The 17,798-nt window shown below is 60.2% G+C and carries 18 protein-coding genes; 12 read left to right on the top strand and 6 right to left on the bottom strand.

The window, feature by feature from the left end:
* Positions 1 to 88: 88 nt before the first annotated feature.
* From AC07PV_RS22555 to AC07PV_RS22525, 7 genes are all read left to right on the top strand, one after another.
* Positions 89 to 2,290 carry a CHASE2 domain-containing protein gene (locus AC07PV_RS22555; protein ID WP_494631388.1) on the top strand — a complete coding sequence of 734 codons (2,202 nt, stop codon included), beginning with the start codon at positions 89 to 91 and terminating at the stop codon, positions 2,288 to 2,290.
* A 13-nt stretch (positions 2,291 to 2,303) separates the two neighbouring features.
* On the top strand, positions 2,304 to 3,092 hold the full coding sequence (locus AC07PV_RS22550) for a 3',5'-cyclic-nucleotide phosphodiesterase (RefSeq protein WP_494631364.1): 789 nt from the start codon (positions 2,304 to 2,306) through the stop codon (positions 3,090 to 3,092).
* Between the two features lie 207 nt (positions 3,093 to 3,299).
* On the top strand, positions 3,300 to 3,875 hold the full coding sequence (locus AC07PV_RS22545) for a pilin (protein WP_494631363.1): 576 nt from the start codon (positions 3,300 to 3,302) through the stop codon (positions 3,873 to 3,875).
* Between the two features lie 94 nt (positions 3,876 to 3,969).
* Positions 3,970 to 4,734, top strand: a complete 765-nt coding sequence (tfpZ, locus tag AC07PV_RS22540) for a TfpX/TfpZ family type IV pilin accessory protein (protein WP_494631361.1) — start codon at positions 3,970 to 3,972, stop codon at positions 4,732 to 4,734.
* A gap of 17 nt (positions 4,735 to 4,751) precedes the next feature.
* On the top strand, positions 4,752 to 6,503 hold the full coding sequence (locus tag AC07PV_RS22535) for a phosphoethanolamine transferase (protein ID WP_494631360.1): 1,752 nt from the start codon (positions 4,752 to 4,754) through the stop codon (positions 6,501 to 6,503).
* 28 nt (positions 6,504 to 6,531) lie between these two features.
* Positions 6,532 to 7,173 (top strand): spermidine synthase family protein, encoded by a 642-nt coding sequence (locus AC07PV_RS22530; RefSeq protein WP_494631359.1) that lies wholly within the window; start codon positions 6,532 to 6,534, stop codon positions 7,171 to 7,173.
* Between the two features lie 2 nt (positions 7,174 to 7,175).
* Positions 7,176 to 8,720, top strand: coding sequence for a fused MFS/spermidine synthase (locus tag AC07PV_RS22525; RefSeq protein WP_494631386.1), 1,545 nt, complete (start codon positions 7,176 to 7,178; stop codon positions 8,718 to 8,720).
* A gap of 166 nt (positions 8,721 to 8,886) precedes the next feature.
* Here the strand turns inward: AC07PV_RS22525 and moaC are convergent, their stop codons facing one another.
* Positions 8,887 to 9,366, bottom strand: coding sequence for a cyclic pyranopterin monophosphate synthase MoaC (gene moaC / locus AC07PV_RS22520; protein WP_494631357.1), 480 nt, complete (start codon positions 9,364 to 9,366; stop codon positions 8,887 to 8,889).
* Positions 9,367 to 9,436: 70 nt separating this feature from the next.
* On the opposite strand from moaC, the gene AC07PV_RS22515 reads away from it, so the two are divergent.
* Positions 9,437 to 10,993 carry a M48 family metalloprotease gene (locus AC07PV_RS22515; protein ID WP_494631356.1) on the top strand — a complete coding sequence of 519 codons (1,557 nt, stop codon included), beginning with the start codon at positions 9,437 to 9,439 and terminating at the stop codon, positions 10,991 to 10,993.
* Here AC07PV_RS22515 and AC07PV_RS22510 read toward each other — a convergent pair.
* From AC07PV_RS22510 to AC07PV_RS22500, 3 genes are all read right to left on the bottom strand, one after another.
* Complete coding sequence (locus tag AC07PV_RS22510) at positions 10,961 to 11,314, bottom strand: phage holin family protein (RefSeq protein ID WP_218297158.1); 354 nt, start codon at positions 11,312 to 11,314, stop codon at positions 10,961 to 10,963. The two genes, AC07PV_RS22515 and AC07PV_RS22510, sit on opposite strands and share 33 nt — an antisense overlap.
* Positions 11,315 to 11,417: 103 nt before the next feature.
* Complete coding sequence (locus tag AC07PV_RS22505) at positions 11,418 to 11,876, bottom strand: hypothetical protein (RefSeq protein ID WP_494631355.1); 459 nt, start codon at positions 11,874 to 11,876, stop codon at positions 11,418 to 11,420.
* A gap of 87 nt (positions 11,877 to 11,963) precedes the next feature.
* The gene (locus tag AC07PV_RS22500; protein ID WP_218297156.1) at positions 11,964 to 12,698 is read right to left on the bottom strand and encodes a TerC family protein; all 735 of its coding nucleotides are present in this window, start codon (positions 12,696 to 12,698) and stop codon (positions 11,964 to 11,966) included.
* A 473-nt stretch (positions 12,699 to 13,171) separates the two neighbouring features.
* Between AC07PV_RS22500 and AC07PV_RS22495 the strand changes: the two genes are divergently transcribed.
* Both AC07PV_RS22495 and AC07PV_RS22490 read left to right on the top strand, forming a co-directional pair.
* Positions 13,172 to 13,606: a DUF3717 domain-containing protein gene (locus AC07PV_RS22495; RefSeq protein WP_218297155.1), complete on the top strand. Its 435-nt coding sequence runs from the start codon at positions 13,172 to 13,174 to the stop codon at positions 13,604 to 13,606.
* A 62-nt stretch (positions 13,607 to 13,668) separates the two neighbouring features.
* Positions 13,669 to 13,974, top strand: a complete 306-nt coding sequence (locus AC07PV_RS22490) for a DUF2007 domain-containing protein (protein WP_218297154.1) — start codon at positions 13,669 to 13,671, stop codon at positions 13,972 to 13,974.
* A 75-nt stretch (positions 13,975 to 14,049) separates the two neighbouring features.
* Here AC07PV_RS22490 and AC07PV_RS22485 read toward each other — a convergent pair whose 3' ends face one another.
* The gene (locus tag AC07PV_RS22485; protein WP_010464548.1) at positions 14,050 to 14,610 is read right to left on the bottom strand and encodes a YaeQ family protein; all 561 of its coding nucleotides are present in this window, start codon (positions 14,608 to 14,610) and stop codon (positions 14,050 to 14,052) included.
* A 79-nt stretch (positions 14,611 to 14,689) separates the two neighbouring features.
* Complete coding sequence (gene purB, locus AC07PV_RS22480) at positions 14,690 to 16,069, bottom strand: adenylosuccinate lyase (RefSeq protein ID WP_057271328.1); 1,380 nt, start codon at positions 16,067 to 16,069, stop codon at positions 14,690 to 14,692.
* Positions 16,070 to 16,173: 104 nt separating this feature from the next.
* Here purB and AC07PV_RS22475 point away from each other — a divergent pair, with 104 nt between their 5' ends.
* Positions 16,174 to 16,788 carry a glutathione S-transferase N-terminal domain-containing protein gene (locus AC07PV_RS22475; protein WP_218339443.1) on the top strand — a complete coding sequence of 205 codons (615 nt, stop codon included), beginning with the start codon at positions 16,174 to 16,176 and terminating at the stop codon, positions 16,786 to 16,788.
* Between the two features lie 91 nt (positions 16,789 to 16,879).
* Entirely contained in the window at positions 16,880 to 17,596 is a 717-nt protein-coding gene (locus AC07PV_RS22470) for a TetR/AcrR family transcriptional regulator (protein WP_218297152.1), read from the top strand.
* The last annotated feature ends 202 nt before the right edge of the window (positions 17,597 to 17,798 follow it).

Below are 17,798 nucleotides of genomic sequence, written 5' to 3'. Positions count from 1 at the left end.
AGCCCCATAGGCGGCTCATTCCGGCCCACTGCCCCTGGAATTCGTGCGCAATCCCGTCTTGCACCTGTTCTGGCGCCATGGGCGGCGCATGGCGGTCACGTTGATTCCGCTGGTATTTGCGCTGCTGCACATTGCAGGCGTTCTTCATCTCCAGGTCCTGGAGCGGCTGGAAAACATCATCTACGACACCCGGCTGCGCGCCACCATGCCGCGCACGCTGGACGAGCGCATCGTCATCGTCGACATCGACGAGAAAAGCCTGGAGCGGGTGGGGCATTGGCCCTGGGGGCGGGACAAGCTCGCCACCCTGAGCCGTGAATTGTTCGAGCGCCAGCAGGTGGCGGTCGTGGGTTTCGACGTCCTCTTTGCGGAGGCCGACGGAAGCTCGGGACTCTCCAGCCTCGAGCAGCTGGCCCGGGGCCCCTTGCGGGCCCAGGCAGGGTTCAAGGAACAACTCGCGCGCCTGGCCCCGGCGCTCGACTATGACGCGCTCTTCGCCCGGTCGCTCCAGGGGCGGCCGGCGGTTCTGGGCTACTACCTCACCAGCGACCGGGACGGAAGGACAAAAGGCGTGTTGCCCGCGCCAGCGCTCCCCCCGGATCGACTGCGCGGGCTGCCGCTGAAAGCTACTTCCTGGGGCGGTTATGGCAGCAATATCGAAGAACTCGCCAGCGCCGTGCCCACCGCAGGCTTTTTCAACTCCATCACCGATGACGATGGCGTCGTCCGCTCCCTCCCCCTGCTTGCGGAGCACCAGGGGAAGTACTACGAATCCCTCGCGCTGGCGATGTTTCGCACGGTGCTTGGCATGCCGGAAGTGCACCCCGGCTTTGCCAGCCTCCTCCCTGAAGGCGGATACGACACGCTGCAGAGCGTCGTGCTGCGCCAGGATGGCCGCGCGCTGGCATTGCCCGTGGACGCCCAGCTCGCAACCCTCATCCCCTTTCGCGGCCCGGGGGATGTCGGTGGAGGGTCCTTTCGGTATATTTCCGCCTCCGATGTCCTGGAGGGCAAACTCCCACCCCACAACCTGCAAAACCAGCTGGTGCTGGTGGGCTCAACTACACCAGGATTGCTGGACCTGCGCGTGACCCCGGTGGGCCGCACCTACCCAGGCGTGGAGACGCACGCCAACATGCTCTCGGCCTTTCTGGACGGGAAAAGCATCGTGCGGCCAGACTACGCCGTGGGCTTTGATGCCGTGCAGCTGCTCATCGCAGGCCTTTTGCTGGCGGGGGCGCTGCCAGCGCTTTCGGCGACCTCCGCGGTCTTGCTCAGCCTTGGGACCGTCTCAGTCCTTGCCGTGCTCAATCTCTGGCTCTACCTCGCCCATGGCCTGGCCATGCCATTGGCTACCGTGGTGGTGATGGCGGTGTTCGCATTCGCCCTGAACATGGTCTACGGCTACTTTGTGGAAAGCCGCTCCAAGCGGGAACTGGCTGCGCTGTTTGGCACGTATGTGCCGCCGGAACTGGTGGACGAGATGATCAAGCAGCCCGACAAATACAGCATGCAGGCCAGCAACCAGGAGCTGACCGTCATGTTCTGCGATATGCGCGGCTTCACCGCCATGTCTGAAACCATGGAGCCGCTGCAGCTCCAGGCTTTGCTCAACGATGTGTTCAGCCGCTTGACACAGACCATCCGCAGCCAGCGCGGCACGATCGACAAATACATGGGCGACTGCGTCATGGCCTTCTGGGGGGCTCCGGTGCACACGCCCGACCACGCGGATCTGGCGGTCACTGCCGCACTCGGAATAACGGAAGCCGTGCGGCAGATTAACCAAGAGCACAAGGCTCGCGGCCTGCCGCTCATTGGCATTGGCATCGGGCTGAACACCGGCATGATGTGCGTGGGGGATATGGGCTCGGACATCCGCCGCAGTTACACCGTGATCGGTGACGCAGTGAACCTGGGGTCGCGCCTGGAGGGCCTGTCGAAAACCTACGGCATCGAAATCGTGGCCAGTGAAACCACCCGCGCCCAAGCCACAAATCACAATTGGCAGGAATTAGACCTCGTGCGGGTCAAGGGCAAGGCGCAAGCCGTCGGCATCTACTCCCCGTGGAGCCATGGGGCGCAGGCGCCCAAGACTCTCTGGGAGCAACTACTGGTCGCCTATCGCGCCCAAAACTGGGCCGAATGCCAGGAACTGCTTCAGCATCTGGCTGCGCAGCCAGAGTGCAATGCAACGCTGCACGCCCTATATGCCCAGCGCGTCGAGAGTAGAGCAGTGTTACCCTACGATTCCCATTGGGACGGCACCACCAACTTTGACAGCAAATAACCCCTCCGCTCCTTTGCAAGTTCGCGTGCTTGGCTGCTCGGGTGCCATCGCCCAGGGCTGCCGCACCACATCCTTCCTGCTAGGCAAGCACATCCTTGTGGATGCAGGCACGGGTGTGGGCGACCTCACACTGGACGAGATGCAGGCTATAGACCATGTGTTCCTGACCCATTCTCACTTGGACCATATCGCCGCGCTGCCGCTCATGCTGGACGCCGTCTCTTCCCGACGCACCCGTCCCGTTGAAGTGTACGCGTTGCCCGAGACCCTGAACGCGCTGCGCCAGCACATCTTCAACAACGTCATCTGGCCGGATTTCACCCGCATCCCGACCGCGAAGACACCGTTCCTGCGACTACAGCCCCTGGCCATTGGCGACCTGCTGAACGTGGCGGGCACCACGCTCGAAGTGCTCCCCGCCCGCCACAGCGTACCAGCCGTGGGCTACGCCGTACGCGGCGCGACCGGCTGGTGGGTGTACAGCGGCGACACCGAAGGGCAGACGCCAGGCTTCTGGGACCGAGTGAATGCCCTGCATCAATCCAGGGGAGGGGTGGCGGCCCTGTTCATCGAAACCGCCTTCAGCAACCGCGAGCAGGCGCTGGCGCGCAAAAGCCAGCACCTATCCCCCAACACCCTGGCACAAGAGCTTCTCGCCCTGACGCCACAAGCCCACTTCCCCATCTACATCACACACGCCAAGCCCCAGGAAAGCGGACTCATCATGTGCGAGGTCAACGCGCTGGAGCAAGGGGCGTTTCGAATCATCGACCTACAAACTGTGCCGGTACTGTATGTGTGAACATGCGCAACACTTTTGCATTACAAAATTGTCGCGCCTAGACCAAATTTCGCCCACTTGACAATGGGCTGACCTTTGAGCGCGCCTGGTTGCCATTTTTGCAAGCCGATACCGCGAAATCGCGCTGGCACGAAAGCTGCTGATCTCAACGCAACCCGTAGGCATCCTCTGCGGGTGCCGTTCTCACCCTACTCCAAGGAGAAATGTATGAAGCGTTTTGCACAAAAGGGGTTCACCCTGATCGAACTGATGATCGTGGTGGCCATTATTGGTATTTTGGCTGCCGTGGCGCTGCCTGCTTATCAGGACTACACCGTGCGCACGCGTATCACGGAAGGCTTGGGCCTCGTTGAACCCATGAAGGCCACTTTGGCTTCTGAGGGTGTTTCATCCCTCATTGACATGGGTAATGTGACGCGGACCTGGAATCTTCAAGCTGGCAGCACCGGTGCCAACTCGAAGTTTGTGAACAGCATCTTGTTCGCGGGCGCACCAGCCAATGCGGGCGACCCACAGACGGCAAACCCCATGATCACGATTACCTACCATGACACACAGGTCGGCCTCAACGCTGCCAACGTCACTATCACCCTGACCCCATGGATTCGCTCTGGTTCGGCTGGAGCCGGTGAAACCGCTTTTGCTGCTGTTTCGGCCGGGCGTTCGGGTTCTCTGGATTGGGGCTGCTCCGCCACCACCTCCAGTTCTGCCACGAGCCGCGGCATCACGGTGGATGCAGCCGGTACAGTTCTTGCAAAGTTCGCGCCTGCCCAGTGCCGATAATTGCAAGAGTTAAATATTTCCTCTGCTTGCGGAGGATTTATTGACCAACAAGGCCCATCGTAGATGGGCTTTTTCTTTTTTGAAAACCAATCTCATGATCACCCGCTCCCGTCTACGCGTCGCCATCAAGGCGTTCCTCATTCATTTGGGACTGAGCATGGTGGTTGCCGCAATCGTGGCTGCCATCGTCTTGGGCGTGTGGTTTGCATTTCCTTATCGTGATGTGGCCGGCGGGCAGCATCTCTTCTGGATACTGGTCAGTGCGGACGTGGTCTGCGGCCCCTTGCTGACGGCCGTTGTTTTCAATCCAAAAAAATCACGACGAGAATTGCTGCTCGACCTGTGCCTGATCGCCACCATTCAACTGGCTGCATTGGCGTACGGGCTGCACGCCATCAGCGAAGCACGCCCCGTAGTTCTAGCATTTGAGATCGACAGATTTGTGGTGGTATCCGCTGCGCAGATCGATCAGAAGACCCTGCGGCAACAAGGTCAGGCGCTGTCTTGGCTTGGGCCGGTACCGATGGGTACCCGAGAACCCGAGGATGGAGAAGAAGCCATCAAGAGCATCGAAATGTCAATCCAAGGAGTGGAGCCAAGCGCTCGTCCTGATTGGTGGCAATCCTATGAAAGCAGCAAACCCAAGATCAAGCAACGCTTTCGAAAACTGGCAGAGTTGCGGTCAAGTTCCTCCCCAGCCTCACAGGCTGCTATTGACACCGCAGTGAAAAAGACTCTGCATCCCCTCCATGATGTTTACTATCTGCCGCTAGTAAGCTCAAAATCGCTAGATGACTGGATTGTTCTCCTGGATGCCGAAGCGAAGATCATCGGCTATGCAAATGCAGGCGGCTTCTAAATTGAGCGATCAAGACCGTGCTCAAACCACTTAAAAAAAGTAGTCAATCGACTTATGCATGGTGGGTATTTCTTGGCATAGTCATTGTGCTGAACATCCCGAATACCATTCCTTGGGAAAAATCAATTTATCCCACGGCCTACATTGTCGATCTGCAAGAACGACTTATCAAATGCATAATTTTGGCATCGATTTTCCTTAGCCTTTTTTCCCGACCATGGCAGGCCTGGTTGGCAGGGTGGTGTCTTTTCCTCTGGTGGATGCCGATATCGATTGCCACAAGATGGCTAGGCGATGCGCCAATTACCAGCAACCTGGTGGGGATCGCTTTAGCAAGCAGTCCTGGAGAGCTGATGAATTTCGCTAGCTCGATTCCACCGATATCATTCCCCCTCTTTCTGTTTTGGAATGGTATTTGTGGAGCAATCCTTTTTTACCTCAAAAATAGAAACGGCTGGCGATGGGATTTGCGGCATCGGGTTAAGATATTTATTGTTTGCTCGCTGCTACTCTTGACTCCATATGTATTTTTTGGCAAAAATTGGGGTCCATCAACACCACAAACTAAATCCAATCAAATTGCCAGTCTCTTTATTGAAGGTGATCGGGAAATCGGATCTGACGCAGATCTCCCTCGCGCCTTCCCTTATGAATTACCCCTGGCCATTGCGCAGTACTGGCAAGCCAGGCGCGTTGTCAGCATCGCTCGAGCAAGTCTAAAGCCTCTGCCAGCCGCCCAGACATTGGCTCTCGGCACAGATGCTCCCGATATAGTCGTCTTGGTCATTGGCGAGTCCTCTTCAAGGAGTGGCTGGCATTTGTTCAATCCATCTGCGCCCGAAACAACGCCACGCCTCAGTGCCCGCCTAGCGAAAGCACAAGGCCTGTACCCGTTTTCCAATGTGGTCGCACAGAGCACCGCGACACGCCAGGCCGTGCCGTCTCTCCTCACGCCACAGCCATTGCTTTGGCCCGATGGATCACCAAACCCGCACGCCACCGAATCCATCGTCTCGCTAGTATCCAGATCTGGCTACAAGAGTGCTTGGCTCTCCAATCAAGCAGCGATAGGTCAGTTTGACGGTGTGATTGCCACCTATGCAGATGAAGCAGCCGTCCAAGCATTTTTGAACCCTTCAAGCTTCTTCCAACAAGGTACATATGATGAAATCTTGCTATCTGCATTGCGTCGGCAGCTATCCAACCGTACTAGGTCATTCGTCGTATTACACACAATGGGCAGTCATTTCAAATTCGAGCACCGTTACCCGCCGGACTTTGGAATTTTCCCTACCCCAAAAGACTCAACTCAAGCCTATCAGAATAGCATCGCCTACACAGATGAATTGCTTGAACAGATAATTAGATCTCTGGAAAACGACAATCGATCAGCGGTACTGCTTTATATATCGGACCATGGGCAAGATTTGCCCGGAGGCCGATGCAACAAGGAACACATCAATCGAGTCACCACAGACTCTTATGAGATACCCGCACTAGTATGGCTGAGTCAATCATATGAAAAATCCCATCCATCTGCTCCTGAAATTCTTCGAAAGAACGAAACGCTCCCTTACACTGCCGGAGCCGTTTATCAAACACTCGTTGATCTGATCCAAGGTGAAATCAGGCCAGATGCAATGACGGAAGACCCAATGAGCCTTCTGCGATCAAGCAGCCCAGCCGCCGCTCAGATGGTCGTCTCTTCAACCCAATCATGGGTAAATTACCGAGATGCAGCAAATCGGAATCCCTGCTTCATCAAATAATTCAAGACTGCGACACGAAATTTACAGCATGACCAGAATTATTTCATCATTAATATTGTTCACATTTTTTGCATCGGGCTGTTCGGCCTTGATTTACCAAATAGCTTGGCAGCGTTATCTATTCATTGGCTTGGGGGTCGATATCGATTCCGTCACGCTGATCGTCTCGACCTTTATGCTGGGTATTGGCGCAGGCGGTGCATTGGGAGGCTGGCTGGCCGATCGACGGCCAGATAATCGGCTTGCGATCTACGCCTTGGCCGAACTTGCCTTGGCCATTATTGGAATATCCAGCCCAGGGGTATTTCATGGAATCCAACTCATGGGTTCATGGGGCTGGTCCTATTCCAGCGTCAGTGTCGTGGCCGTGGCAGTAGTGCTGATTCCCACAGCTATTATGGGCACCACCCTGCCAGTCCTCACCATGCATTTCGACGAGGCGCTTTCCAACGTAGGAGTCTCCGTAGGCATGCTCTATTTTTTTAACACCTTGGGGGCTGCTTTTGGGGCTTGGTTGACCGCCAACCTGCTGTTCATGCATTGGGGCCTTGATTTCAGCGTGCAACTTGCAGCGTTCATCAATTTGTGCTGCTTCGCTTTCACCTTAGCAGCTGTTTTCCTCTCGGGCAAAAATTCCCAAAAAACTCCAGAAATTGGAGGTATTCAGTGAACATGGCCCGCTTCATGAGTTTTTGGGTTGGATTCGCAAGTCTATCCCTCGAGATCGCCTGGGTCCGTTTGTATGGGTATGCAAATAGCAGTACTCCCCAGGCATTTGCCTATGTTTTGATGATCTATCTGCTGGGCATTGCATTCGGCGCCCAGCTCGGCAAGCGTATTTGCAGGGCATCGACCCATGGAGAAATTGAGCGCGCATCACTATTTGTACTTGGCATCTCTGCCCCCATTGCAGTTGCATCACCTTGGATTTACCTCCACTCACAAAGCCTTGCCCTCGATGGGATACTGGCTCCTTTTGCAATTTTCCTTACCGCTGCGTCTCTTTCCGTTCTTTTTCCAATCACCCACCATCTGGGAACACCCAAAGACTCTATCACGGCAATCACGAAAAAAGGCAAACACTTTTCCCATGTCTATGTTTTGAATGTCACGGGCGCAGCACTGGGGCCTCTAGTGACAGGTTATATCCTGCTGGAGCATCTGACAATCACTCAGATATTCCCCACGCTCGCCACATTGATTGCCTTGGTCACACTAATTGCATGGACCCTGACAGAAAGCACCAGAAAAATTATCCTCTTGGGATCAGCAACGGCTGCCCTGGCAGTATCTCTGTGGTCACTCCACCATAGCTGGCAGCTTCCCAATGCACTGGCGACGTCTTTCGCCTTGGCGGGAGGGCACAAGATTATTGCCACCCATGAGAATCGCCATGGCATTATTTCAATTGCAGAAGACTACCCCACCAAACGCTTTGGTGAATCATTCGTTGATCATTTGGTGTATGGCGGCAATGTCTACGATGGGAAGGTGAATGTGAGCTTGGAGCGGAACACCAACGGGCTTGAACGCCCCCTGGCCCTGCACGTGCTACAACCCAAAGCCAAGAATGTCCTCATACTTGGCTTGTCCATTGGATCCTGGTTGACAGTGGTGGAAGGTTTTCCAGGCATAGAAGCGATCGATGTCATTGAGATCAACCCAGGCTATCTGAAGATGGCAAAAAACTATCCTCCACAAAAGCGTGCACTGGAAGATCCACGAGTGACCATGGTGATCGACGATGCCCGACGTTGGCTGCAATATCATCCAGGTCGGAAATATGACCTCATCCTGATGAACACAACTTGGCATTGGCGGTCCAATAGCTCCATGCTACTTTCTAAAGAAATGATGGAGCTTGCACAACGCCATTTGTCGGATCAAGGTGTTTTGGCATTCAATGCCACGGGCTCCGTAGACGCGTTCTTCACGGCCTCTGCAGTTTTTAAAGAGGTTCGGCGCTATCAGAATTTCATCTATGCTGCCGAGTGGAATCCATTCGATGGCGCATCGCAACCTGAAGCCTGGGAAAGGCTAAGAAATGTAACCATAGATGGCAATCCTGGTTTCCGTCAGAACAGCGTAAAAATAGCTGAATACTCAAAAATCCCTTTTTCAAAAATTGAAAAAGATCTTAAACAGCTAAATCGCCCCGCCGAGGTTATTACAGATGACAACATGCTTGTCGAGTACAAATACGGTAGAAAGCTCTAAGGTCATCACAGCTCGTCATCTTTGTAAACGCAGAAAATCACCATCAGTTGAAGATTCAATTACACGAAAAATCCATCAATCTATGCGAGGCTGAAATATCGAGCGGGAAGAGGATTCGCTGATGAACTGTTTTCGGGCAAAACATACAAAGCGAGTCTTAGGGCTTTCAAGTTGCAAAAAAGCTCCCCGACTGCCCCCCGTGTTTCTCCAGCACGCGCACCCCGCCAATTTCCATCCCCCGATCCACCGCCTTGCACATGTCGTACACGGTGAGCAAGGCCACTTGCACGGCGGTCAAGGCTTCCATCTCCACCCCCGTGGGTCCCACGGTCTCGACGGTGGCGGTGCATTGCACTGCGTTGTCAGCCGGTACCAGCTCGAACTCCACGGCCACCCGCGTCAGCGCCAGAGGGTGGCACAGCGGAATGAGGTCGCTGGTTTTTTTGGCCGCCATGATCCCCGCGAGGCGCGCCACGCCCAGCACGTCGCCTTTTTTGGCTGTGCTGCCCTCGATGATCGCCAGCGTGGCTGGCAGCATGGTGATGCGCCCCATGGCCACGGCCACGCGGTGGGTGGCGTGCTTGGCGCCTACGTCCACCATATGGGCCTGGCCTTGGGCGTCGAAGTGGGTCAATGGGGTCGTCATGGTCGGGGGGAAGGCGAAACATTTGCGGGATCGGAGCATCATACGGGCATGTGGAACCGCCGCACCTTTGATGCCCTTCATGCCTGATTCCAAGCACTTTTGGCCATCAGGCCTTATTCCCCGGGCGCTCGGAGCGTCTTTGCTGATTGCCCTCGGCGCCCTGCAAACACAGCCCGGCACGGCACATGCCGCGCTGCCCACGCTGGGTGATGGTTCGGACCTCACCACCAGCGCCGAGCGCCGCCTGGGTGACCGCATCATCCGCGAACTCTACCGGGATCCCGACTACATCGACGATCCTGTGATCGCGGACTATGTACAAGGCATATGGCGCCCGCTGATGGCTGCCGCCAAGGCACGCGGGGAGCTTTCTTCCGAGCTGGATGAGCGCTTTGCCTGGGAAATCCTTCTGGGGCGGGACCGCACCGTCAATGCCTTCGCGCTGCCTGGGGGCTATCTGGGCCTGCACCTGGGGCTCGTCGGCGTCGTGACCAGCCGCGACGAACTGGCCTCTGTGCTGGCCCATGAACTCAGCCATGTCACCCAGCGCCATATCTCCCGCCTGGTCACCCAGCAAAGCAAACAGACGCCCCTGCTGCTGGGCGCGATGATTCTGGGTGCCCTGGCGGCCAGCAAGAACCCGGGTGCCACACAGGCGCTGGTGGTGGGAGGCCAGGCGCTGGCGATGCAGAACCAGCTCAATTTCTCGCGCGACATGGAGCGGGAGGCAGACCGCATCGGCTACGGCCTGATGGCGCCCGCGGGGTTCGCGCCGCGAGGATTCGTGAGCATGTTCGACAAGCTCCAGCAGGCCAACCGTCTCAATGACAACGGCTCCTGGCCCTATCTGCGCAGCCACCCGCTGACCACCGAGCGCATGGCGGACATGCACTCGCGCATTCCCCCGGGTGCCACCACCACGGCGGCAGCGCCTTCCACGCTGGAACACGCGATGGTCGCGGCGCGTGCCAGGGTGCTGTCCAATCCGGGGGTCGACACTCTGCGCCAGTGGATCGCCGAGCCCCAGGGCACGGGGTTTACCTCCCAGCCCGCCACCCGGCGCGCCGCCGTGCTGTACGCGGCAGCCCTGGGCAGCAGCCAACTGCGTGATGCCACAGGCGCGCGCGCGACCGCAAAAAAACTGGAAGATCTGGTTCGCAACGACGCCCCGGCCCACCGATTGGCAAGGCTGCTGGAGGCCGAAATTGAACTGGCGGCTGGCGAGGCAGGCGCCGCTGTGAACATGCTTTCCAGCGATGTGGGCGGCGGCGGCAACCGCCGCCCTGAACTGGTTCTGCGTTCACAGGCCCTCCTGCGTGCCGGGCGTGCGGCCGAGGGCAGCGGGCCACTGCAAAGCTGGGTTGCCACAAACCCCAGGGACGCCACGGCGTGGCAGCTCCTGGCATCGACCTGGCAGGCCCAAGGCCAGCCGCTACGGGCCGTGCGTGCGGAAGCGGAGGCGCACGCCGCGCGCTATGACTACGCGGCGGCGGTGGACCGTTTCAAGGCAGGCCAGGATCTCGCACGGCGTGGCGGGCCGCAGGTGGACCACATCGAGGCATCCATCATCGACACGCGGCTGCGGGCCGTGGAGTCACTTCTTCGTGAACAGGCCGCCGAGCGCTGATTCGATCACCACGCCGAGCAGGGAGTAGATCAGCGATCCCAGCAACGCGGCGCCGAAGCCATTGACGTGGAAACCGTCCAGTACGCTGGCCGCCGCCCAGAACATCAGCGCATTGATGACGAAGAGAAAGAGGCCCACGGTGACGATCGTGACCGGCAGTGTCAGCACCACCAGCACCGGCCGCAACACCACGTTGAACAGGCCAATCACAAAGGCCGCGATCAACGCGGACGTGAAGCTTTGCACTTCCACGCCGCTGTAGACATAGGCCACGAACAGCAGCGACGCGGCGCTGAGCAGCCATTTCAGAAGGAGTTTCATGGCCGGAGAATAGCACCGGCCCGGCGCGAAAAGGAAATGCGCGAAGCAGGCCCCCCGACGCCGGGAAGAAGGCGCCCATGCAGGCCCGCCGCCCGCCGCCGGTCTACTCGAGTGCGAGCACCCACAACGCCCCGAAGCCCGTGAGCAGGCTGCCCAGCGTTCCGGGCAGCGGCGACCAGCGCTTGTTGTTGTCGGGACGGGCGGGCTCCTGGGGCATGTCGGTCTTCGGCCGGCGGGCATCCACCACCTGGGCGACAGACGCCCCCGCAGCCTGGAGCTGGTCCGTGAGTTCGGCCAGCGGCCCCTTGGCCAGCACCGTGGTCACCCTGCTTGCGGGCACTCGCAGCACGGGAAGAATCTGGGCGAACAGCTTGTCTGCCCACTTGAGCCGCCAGTTCTCCCGCGCGCTGTGGCTCACCCATTTGCTGATGCGGTGGGTCATTCGCGGCGCGCATGCCACCAGCACCCACTGCGTCTGGGCAGCCGCGTCACGGGCGAACAAGGGTGCCAGCACCTGCTGCGCATATGCCGCGTCGTCCACATACACGATGACTCTGTCCATACCGCCTCTCCTGTTGGTGCCAAGAACAAAGGGGGGCTGAACGCCCCCCTTTTTCTCCTGGCCGGTTCAGATTGTTGCCTCTATTCCTCAGCCCTGCTGCTCGGCAGGTGCCGCGGCCGCACGGCGTGCAAGGATGATCTTGCCCGCCAGCAAGACGAGCAGGGCACCGGCCACGCTGGCGCCGTACTTGATCACATCCGTCTGCGGCAGCTTCAGCATCCATTGCCATTTGTCGGGGTTGGAGAAGGCGGGGTCCGTCACCAGCATGCCGCCAGCGATCCAGCCCAGCAGCATGCCGCCGAGCGTGATGATCATGGGGAAGCGCTCCATGAGCTTGATGACCAGCTGGCTGCCCCAGACGATGATCGGGATGGAGATCAGCAGGCCCAGCACCACCAGCAGGAACGAGTGGTCGCCCGCATTCTGTGCCGCGCCCGCGATGGCGATCACGTTGTCCACGCTCATCACGAGGTCGGCGACGATGATGGTCTTGATGGCGGCCAGCAGCTTGTCGCTGCCCTGCACGTCGCCGTGGCCTTCTTCATCGGGGGCCAGCAGCTTGACGCCGATCCACACCAGCAGCAGCGCGCCCACGAACTTGAGGAACGGCAGCGCCAGCAAGGTCATCGCGAAGGCGATCAGGATCACGCGCAGCACGATGGCGCCAGCTGTGCCCCAGATGATGCCCTTGGTCCGCTGTGCGGGAGGCAGCTTGCGGCAGGCCAGCGCGATGACCACCGCGTTGTCGCCGCCCAGCAGGATGTCGATGATGATGATCTGGCCGAGTGCGAGCCAGAATTCGGGCGAAGCCAAAAAGTCCATAAAGTCCTCAGTATCAATGTGCGCGAAGGAGGGTCTCGCCGCCACTGTAGCGCCGAGTCCGCCCAAGGGATAGAGGGCCTGCGGCAGGAGGATCAGGACGGCCCCGGGGCTGGGGCGTGAATGCGAAGGGCGGCCTTGATCAGCCCTGGCGGGCCCATCAAAGGTCTTGCTCAGTCCGGCGCCCTGGTGGTGCGCGCTGAACCCGGACCGCCGGAAGCGATGTTTCGCTTCGTATTGACGACGGTTCCGATGCCTCGCTTCCCAATCGCCAGCGCCTGGCCGTGCCGGAATGCAAGTCGGGAGCTACTCCCCTTCGAAGCGTCGATTGGAACATCGCCAGCACGGACGCGCAAGTGCGGCGCGATTGTGGTTATTGCGTATGCGACGCGATGGCGGTCCGCCGGGGCATAACACCTTTGCCAGGATTGCCTTGCCCGCGCGGCTATGATCCAGCCCCCTTCGCGCAATCGCCCATGGCCGCCATTCACATCACCGACATCGAAGCCGCCATCAACCACTGGCGCGGCCGCGCGCCGTCGCCCGATGGAGTCACCCTGGCGCCGCAGATCCGCGCCCTGGGGGAGGTGTATGCGCTGATGGTGTACCGGCGCGAGGATGCCGTGGACGAGGACAGCTTCCCCCTCGACGCGCTGGCCGCCTGGCAGGCCTGGTATGACACGACCCCCGACACGCCCTGTATCGCCATCTGCTCCACCAGCCAGGGCGATGACCTGTGCAAGGGCTGCGGACGGACTTTTGACGAGGTGCAGTTCTGGCCGGCGATGACACCTGTCGAGAAACGCACGGTGTGGCGGCGCATCACGCTGGAGCATTCCGCGTGGCGGTTCAACCGCTATGCGGAGCGTGCCGCCGAAGGCGCATCCCGGACACCGGCCGAGGCACCTTAGCGGCTGGGGCCCGCGCCCCGCGGGGACTGTACGCCAGGCGTTCAAACCGCTATGGTGGTCCCATGCTGCGCCTCACCCAAGCCCCGAACATCGCCATCGCCACGCTGTGGGCGGACTTGTTGTGCGAGGCGGGCATGGCGGCGTCCGTGCAGCGCCAGTATCTGGGCGCTGCGGCGGGGCACCTGCCGCCCGACCAGTGCCTGCCCGAAATCTGGCTGGACTACGACGAACACGCCGCCCGCGCTCGTACTCTGCTGCAGGAACTGCAAGATTTGCCGCAGCGCCGCTGGGCATGCCAGTGTGGGGAGACGGTCGAAGGCGGGTTCGAGCAGTGCTGGCGATGTGGCACGCTCATGCCACGGGATTGAATCAGCGACTACTAAATTAATAGCTGCTAGCGCTTATTTATTAAGCGCCAGAGGCCATTTTCACCAGTATTTCCGTCACTTCCAGCGCACGGGCTCCACATGTACGCTGCCCTGGGTGCTGCTCAGGGTGATCGCGCCCTCCTGCACCGTGGCCTGCAGCTGCATGCTGCGCTCGGCCAGCTGGGCGAGCGCCTGGGAGGCCTCGGTGGGAATGCGCCACACCTGCAGCTTTTCCAGCCGCGACAGCTTGGTCTCGATGCCCTTCCACCAGATTTCCGCGGCGTGGTTGAAGCAGTAGACGATCACGGAATCGGCCTTGCTGCAGGCCTTGGTGAGCGGCTTGTCTTCCGGCTGGCCCACCTCGATCCAGACGCGCTTGCGGCCCGTGAAGTCGGTCAGCGACGCATCCGGGTCATCGGGGTCCGACAGGCCCGCGCCAAACGCCAGCGTGGCGTCGCCATTGCACAGGTCGTTGAGCTGGTGCGCGGCAATGGCCAGGGCGGCCAAGCGGACCATCATGCGCTCGTCCGTCTCGCTGGGATGGCGGGCGAGCGTGAGCGCATGGTCGGCGTAGTAGCCGTGGTCGATGTCGGCGATCTGGAGATTCGCCTTGAAGATGGTGGATTTGATGGCCATGCAGCCTCACTACTAAATAGATAGCTGCCAGCGCTTGACAGGCAAGCGCCAGAGGCCAAAAAGGCTGAAAAACCTGAGGTCAGACCCGGCGAGCCAGCTCGGCCGCCTTGCCGACGTAGCTGCCCGGCGTCATCGCCAGCAGCCGGTCCTTTTCGGCCTGGGGGATTTCCAGCGAATGGATCAGCCCGTGCAGCGCCTCGGCCGTCACGGTCTTGCCGCGCGTGACTTCCTTCAGTTTTTCGTAAGCGCCCTGCACACCAAAGCGGCGCATCACCGTCTGGATGGGCTCGGCCAGCACTTCCCACGAGGCGTCCAGGTCTTCGGCCAGGGCCTCTTCGTTCAGCTCCAGCTTGTTCAGGCCGGTCAGCAGCGAGGCATAGGCCAGCGCCGCGTAGCCCAGGGCCACGCCCATGTTGCGCAGCACGGTGCTGTCGGTCAGGTCGCGCTGCCAGCGGCTGATCGGCAGTTTTTCGGACAGGTGCTTGAGCAACGCATTGGCCAGGCCCAGGTTGCCCTCGGCGTTTTCAAAGTCGATGGGGTTGACCTTGTGCGGCATGGTGCTGGAACCGATCTCGCCAGCCTTCAGGCGCTGCTTGAAGTAGCCCAGGCTCACATAGCCCCAGATGTCGCGCGACAGGTCGATGAGGATGGTGTTAGCGCGTGCCACCGCGTCGAACAGCTCGGCCATGTAGTCGTGCGGCTCGATCTGGATGCTGTAGGGCTGGAAGGTCAGGCCCAGGCCCAGCGGCTCGGGGGTTTCGATGACCTTCTTGCTGAAGGCTTCCCAGTCGAAATCGGGCCAGGCGGACAGGTGGGCGTTGTAGTTGCCCACGGCGCCGTTCATCTTGCCCATGATCTTGACGGCGGCCACGCGCTCGCACGCCGTCTGCAGGCGCATGACCACGTTGGCCATCTCCTTGCCCACGGTGGTCGGGCTGGCGGTCTGGCCATGGGTGCGGCTGAGCATGGGCACGTCGGCGTAGGCGTGCGCCATTTCGCGCAGCTTGAGCACGATGCGGTCCAGGCCCGGCAGCACGACCTGGTCGCGGCCCGAGCGCAGCTGCAGGGCGTGGCTGGTGTTGTTGATGTCTTCGCTGGTGCAGGCAAAGTGGACGAACTCCGAGGCTTTTTCCAGCTCTGGGCGCGCTTCGAACTTGCTCTTGATCCAGTACTCCACGGCCTTCACGTCGTGGTTTGTTGTTTTTTCGATCTCCTTGATGGCCGCGGCGTCAGCCTCGGAGAAGTTCTTGATGAGGCCCAGCAGGTAGGCGCGGGCGCCGGTCGTGAGAGGCTTGAATTCGGCAAAACCAGCGTCCGAGAGGGCGATGAACCAGGCCACTTCCACCTGCACGCGGCGGTGCATGTAGCCATGTTCGCTCATGATCGGGCGCAGGGCGGCAAGTTTGCTGGCGTAACGGCCGTCAAGCGGCGACAGGGCGGTGATGGTGGACAGGCTCATGGCGCGCAATTGTAGGCGCCGCGCATCAGTCAGCCCCGCGCAGGCCGCTGCCGATAGAATCAAACTCGAATTGTTCTGCTTACCCGCGCACTGGAAGACAAACCATGAAATTGATCGGAGCCTCTGCCAGTCCCTACGTCCGCAAGGTGCGGATCGTGATGGCTGAAAAAAAGCTCGACTACCAGTTCGTACAGGAAAACGTCTGGGCGGACGACACCCATATCTCCACCTCCAACCCGCTGGGCAAGGTGCCCTGCCTGGTGATGGAGGGCGGCGAAGCCGTGTTTGATTCGCGCGTGATCGTGGAATACCTGGACACCCTGTCCCCGGTGGGCAAGCTCATCCCCACCCAGGGCCGCGAACGCGCCGAGGTCAAGACCTGGGAAGCCCTGGCCGATGGCGTGGTGGACGCCGCCATCCTCGCGCGGCTGGAAGCCACCTGGGCCCACCGCAAGGACAGCGAACGCAGCCAGGCCTGGATCGACCGCCAGCTGCGCAAGGTGCACGACAGCCTCAAGTCCATGAGCCAGGGCCTGGGCGACAAGCCGTTTTGCAGCGGCATCCACCTGAGCCTGTCCGACATCGCCGTGGGCTGTGCGCTGGGCTGGCTGGAATTCCGCTTTCCGGAGATCGCCTGGCGCAATGAATACCCCAACCTGGGCAAGCTGCTGGACAAGCTGATGCTGCGCCCGAGCTTCGCGGACACCAGGCCCAGCTGAGCCGCCCGCCAGCGGCGCGGGGCGGCACGGCCGGACGCCGCGCACGGGCTTGCGGCACGGCGTGGCGGGCATGCCGTATGCTACGCAGCTTATGAACGAAATGGTTCAAAACATCCCCAAGGCCCTTGGCGCGCGCGCCAGCCGGCAACGCGCGGCGCGCGACGCCGCCGCCACGCCGGGCGCGGACCGGGTGCGCGTCAACGACCCCGACCGCACCATGGCCAACATCCTGCAGGTGGCCACGGCGGAGTTTGCCGACAAGGGCCTGGCGGGGGCGCGCATCGATGAGATCGCGGCGCTGACCAGCACCAGCAAGCGCATGATCTACTACTACTTCGGTAGCAAGGAAGGCTTGTATGTCGCTGTGCTGGAGGATGCCTACCGGCGCATCCGCCGCATCGAATCGGAACTGCACCTGGAAGACCTGGCGCCCGAGCAGGCGCTGCGCACGCTGGTCGGGTTCACGGTGGACTACCAGCTCGCCAACCCCGATTTCATTCGCCTGGTGATGAATGAAAACATGCACCGGGGCGAGTTCATCAGCCGCTCCACCACCATCCAGGAACTCAACATTCCCGTCATCCACGCGGTGCACAACGTGTACCAGCGCGGCGTGGCTGCCGGCGTCTTCCGCCCCGACGTGGACCCGGTGGACCTGCACATGTCGATCTCGGCGCTGTGCTTCTTCAATGTGGCCAACCGCCATACGTTCGGCGCGATCTTCAAACGCTCGCTCGACACCCCGGCCGCCACGGCGCAACGCCGGGAATCGATCATCGAGATGATCGTGCGCTTCCTGCGCCCCTGAACCACCGGCGCCGGCGCGCGCCACCACGCCCTCTCCCTGAACAGGCCGCAGCGCGATGCAGCACCGCGCCCGGGCGGCATTGCGTCCCCACGCGGCTGCGGCCAATACGGCAAAACGGCGTTCAGGGTTTGCACCTAGATCAAATACTAACCAGTTCGTACAAAATTCTTCCAGCCTTTCAACCACAACGACTGGAGACACC

The organism is Acidovorax sp. GW821-FHT09A11, from assembly GCF_059418365.1.
The sequence above is the reverse complement of the archived record's forward strand: the minus strand, read 5'-3'. Positions and strand labels throughout refer to the sequence as shown.

Coding starts and splice junctions, on each gene's coding strand:
- AC07PV_RS22555 (WP_494631388.1), top strand. CDS start 89: ATGGCGGTCACGTTGATTCCGCTGGTATTTGCGCTGCTGCACATTGCA.
- AC07PV_RS22545 (WP_494631363.1), top strand. CDS start 3,300: ATGAAGCGTTTTGCACAAAAGGGGTTCACCCTGATCGAACTGATGATC.
- tfpZ (WP_494631361.1), top strand. CDS start 3,970: ATGATCACCCGCTCCCGTCTACGCGTCGCCATCAAGGCGTTCCTCATT.
- AC07PV_RS22530 (WP_494631359.1), top strand. CDS start 6,532: ATGACCAGAATTATTTCATCATTAATATTGTTCACATTTTTTGCATCG.
- AC07PV_RS22525 (WP_494631386.1), top strand. CDS start 7,176: ATGGCCCGCTTCATGAGTTTTTGGGTTGGATTCGCAAGTCTATCCCTC.
- moaC (WP_494631357.1), bottom strand. CDS start 9,366: ATGACGACCCCATTGACCCACTTCGACGCCCAAGGCCAGGCCCATATG.
- AC07PV_RS22515 (WP_494631356.1), top strand. CDS start 9,437: ATGCCCTTCATGCCTGATTCCAAGCACTTTTGGCCATCAGGCCTTATT.
- AC07PV_RS22510 (WP_218297158.1), bottom strand. CDS start 11,314: ATGAAACTCCTTCTGAAATGGCTGCTCAGCGCCGCGTCGCTGCTGTTC.
- AC07PV_RS22505 (WP_494631355.1), bottom strand. CDS start 11,876: ATGGACAGAGTCATCGTGTATGTGGACGACGCGGCATATGCGCAGCAG.
- AC07PV_RS22500 (WP_218297156.1), bottom strand. CDS start 12,698: ATGGACTTTTTGGCTTCGCCCGAATTCTGGCTCGCACTCGGCCAGATC.
- AC07PV_RS22495 (WP_218297155.1), top strand. CDS start 13,172: ATGGCCGCCATTCACATCACCGACATCGAAGCCGCCATCAACCACTGG.
- AC07PV_RS22490 (WP_218297154.1), top strand. CDS start 13,669: ATGCTGCGCCTCACCCAAGCCCCGAACATCGCCATCGCCACGCTGTGG.
- AC07PV_RS22485 (WP_010464548.1), bottom strand. CDS start 14,610: ATGGCCATCAAATCCACCATCTTCAAGGCGAATCTCCAGATCGCCGAC.
- purB (WP_057271328.1), bottom strand. CDS start 16,069: ATGAGCCTGTCCACCATCACCGCCCTGTCGCCGCTTGACGGCCGTTAC.
- AC07PV_RS22475 (WP_218339443.1), top strand. CDS start 16,174: ATGAAATTGATCGGAGCCTCTGCCAGTCCCTACGTCCGCAAGGTGCGG.
- AC07PV_RS22470 (WP_218297152.1), top strand. CDS start 16,880: ATGAACGAAATGGTTCAAAACATCCCCAAGGCCCTTGGCGCGCGCGCC.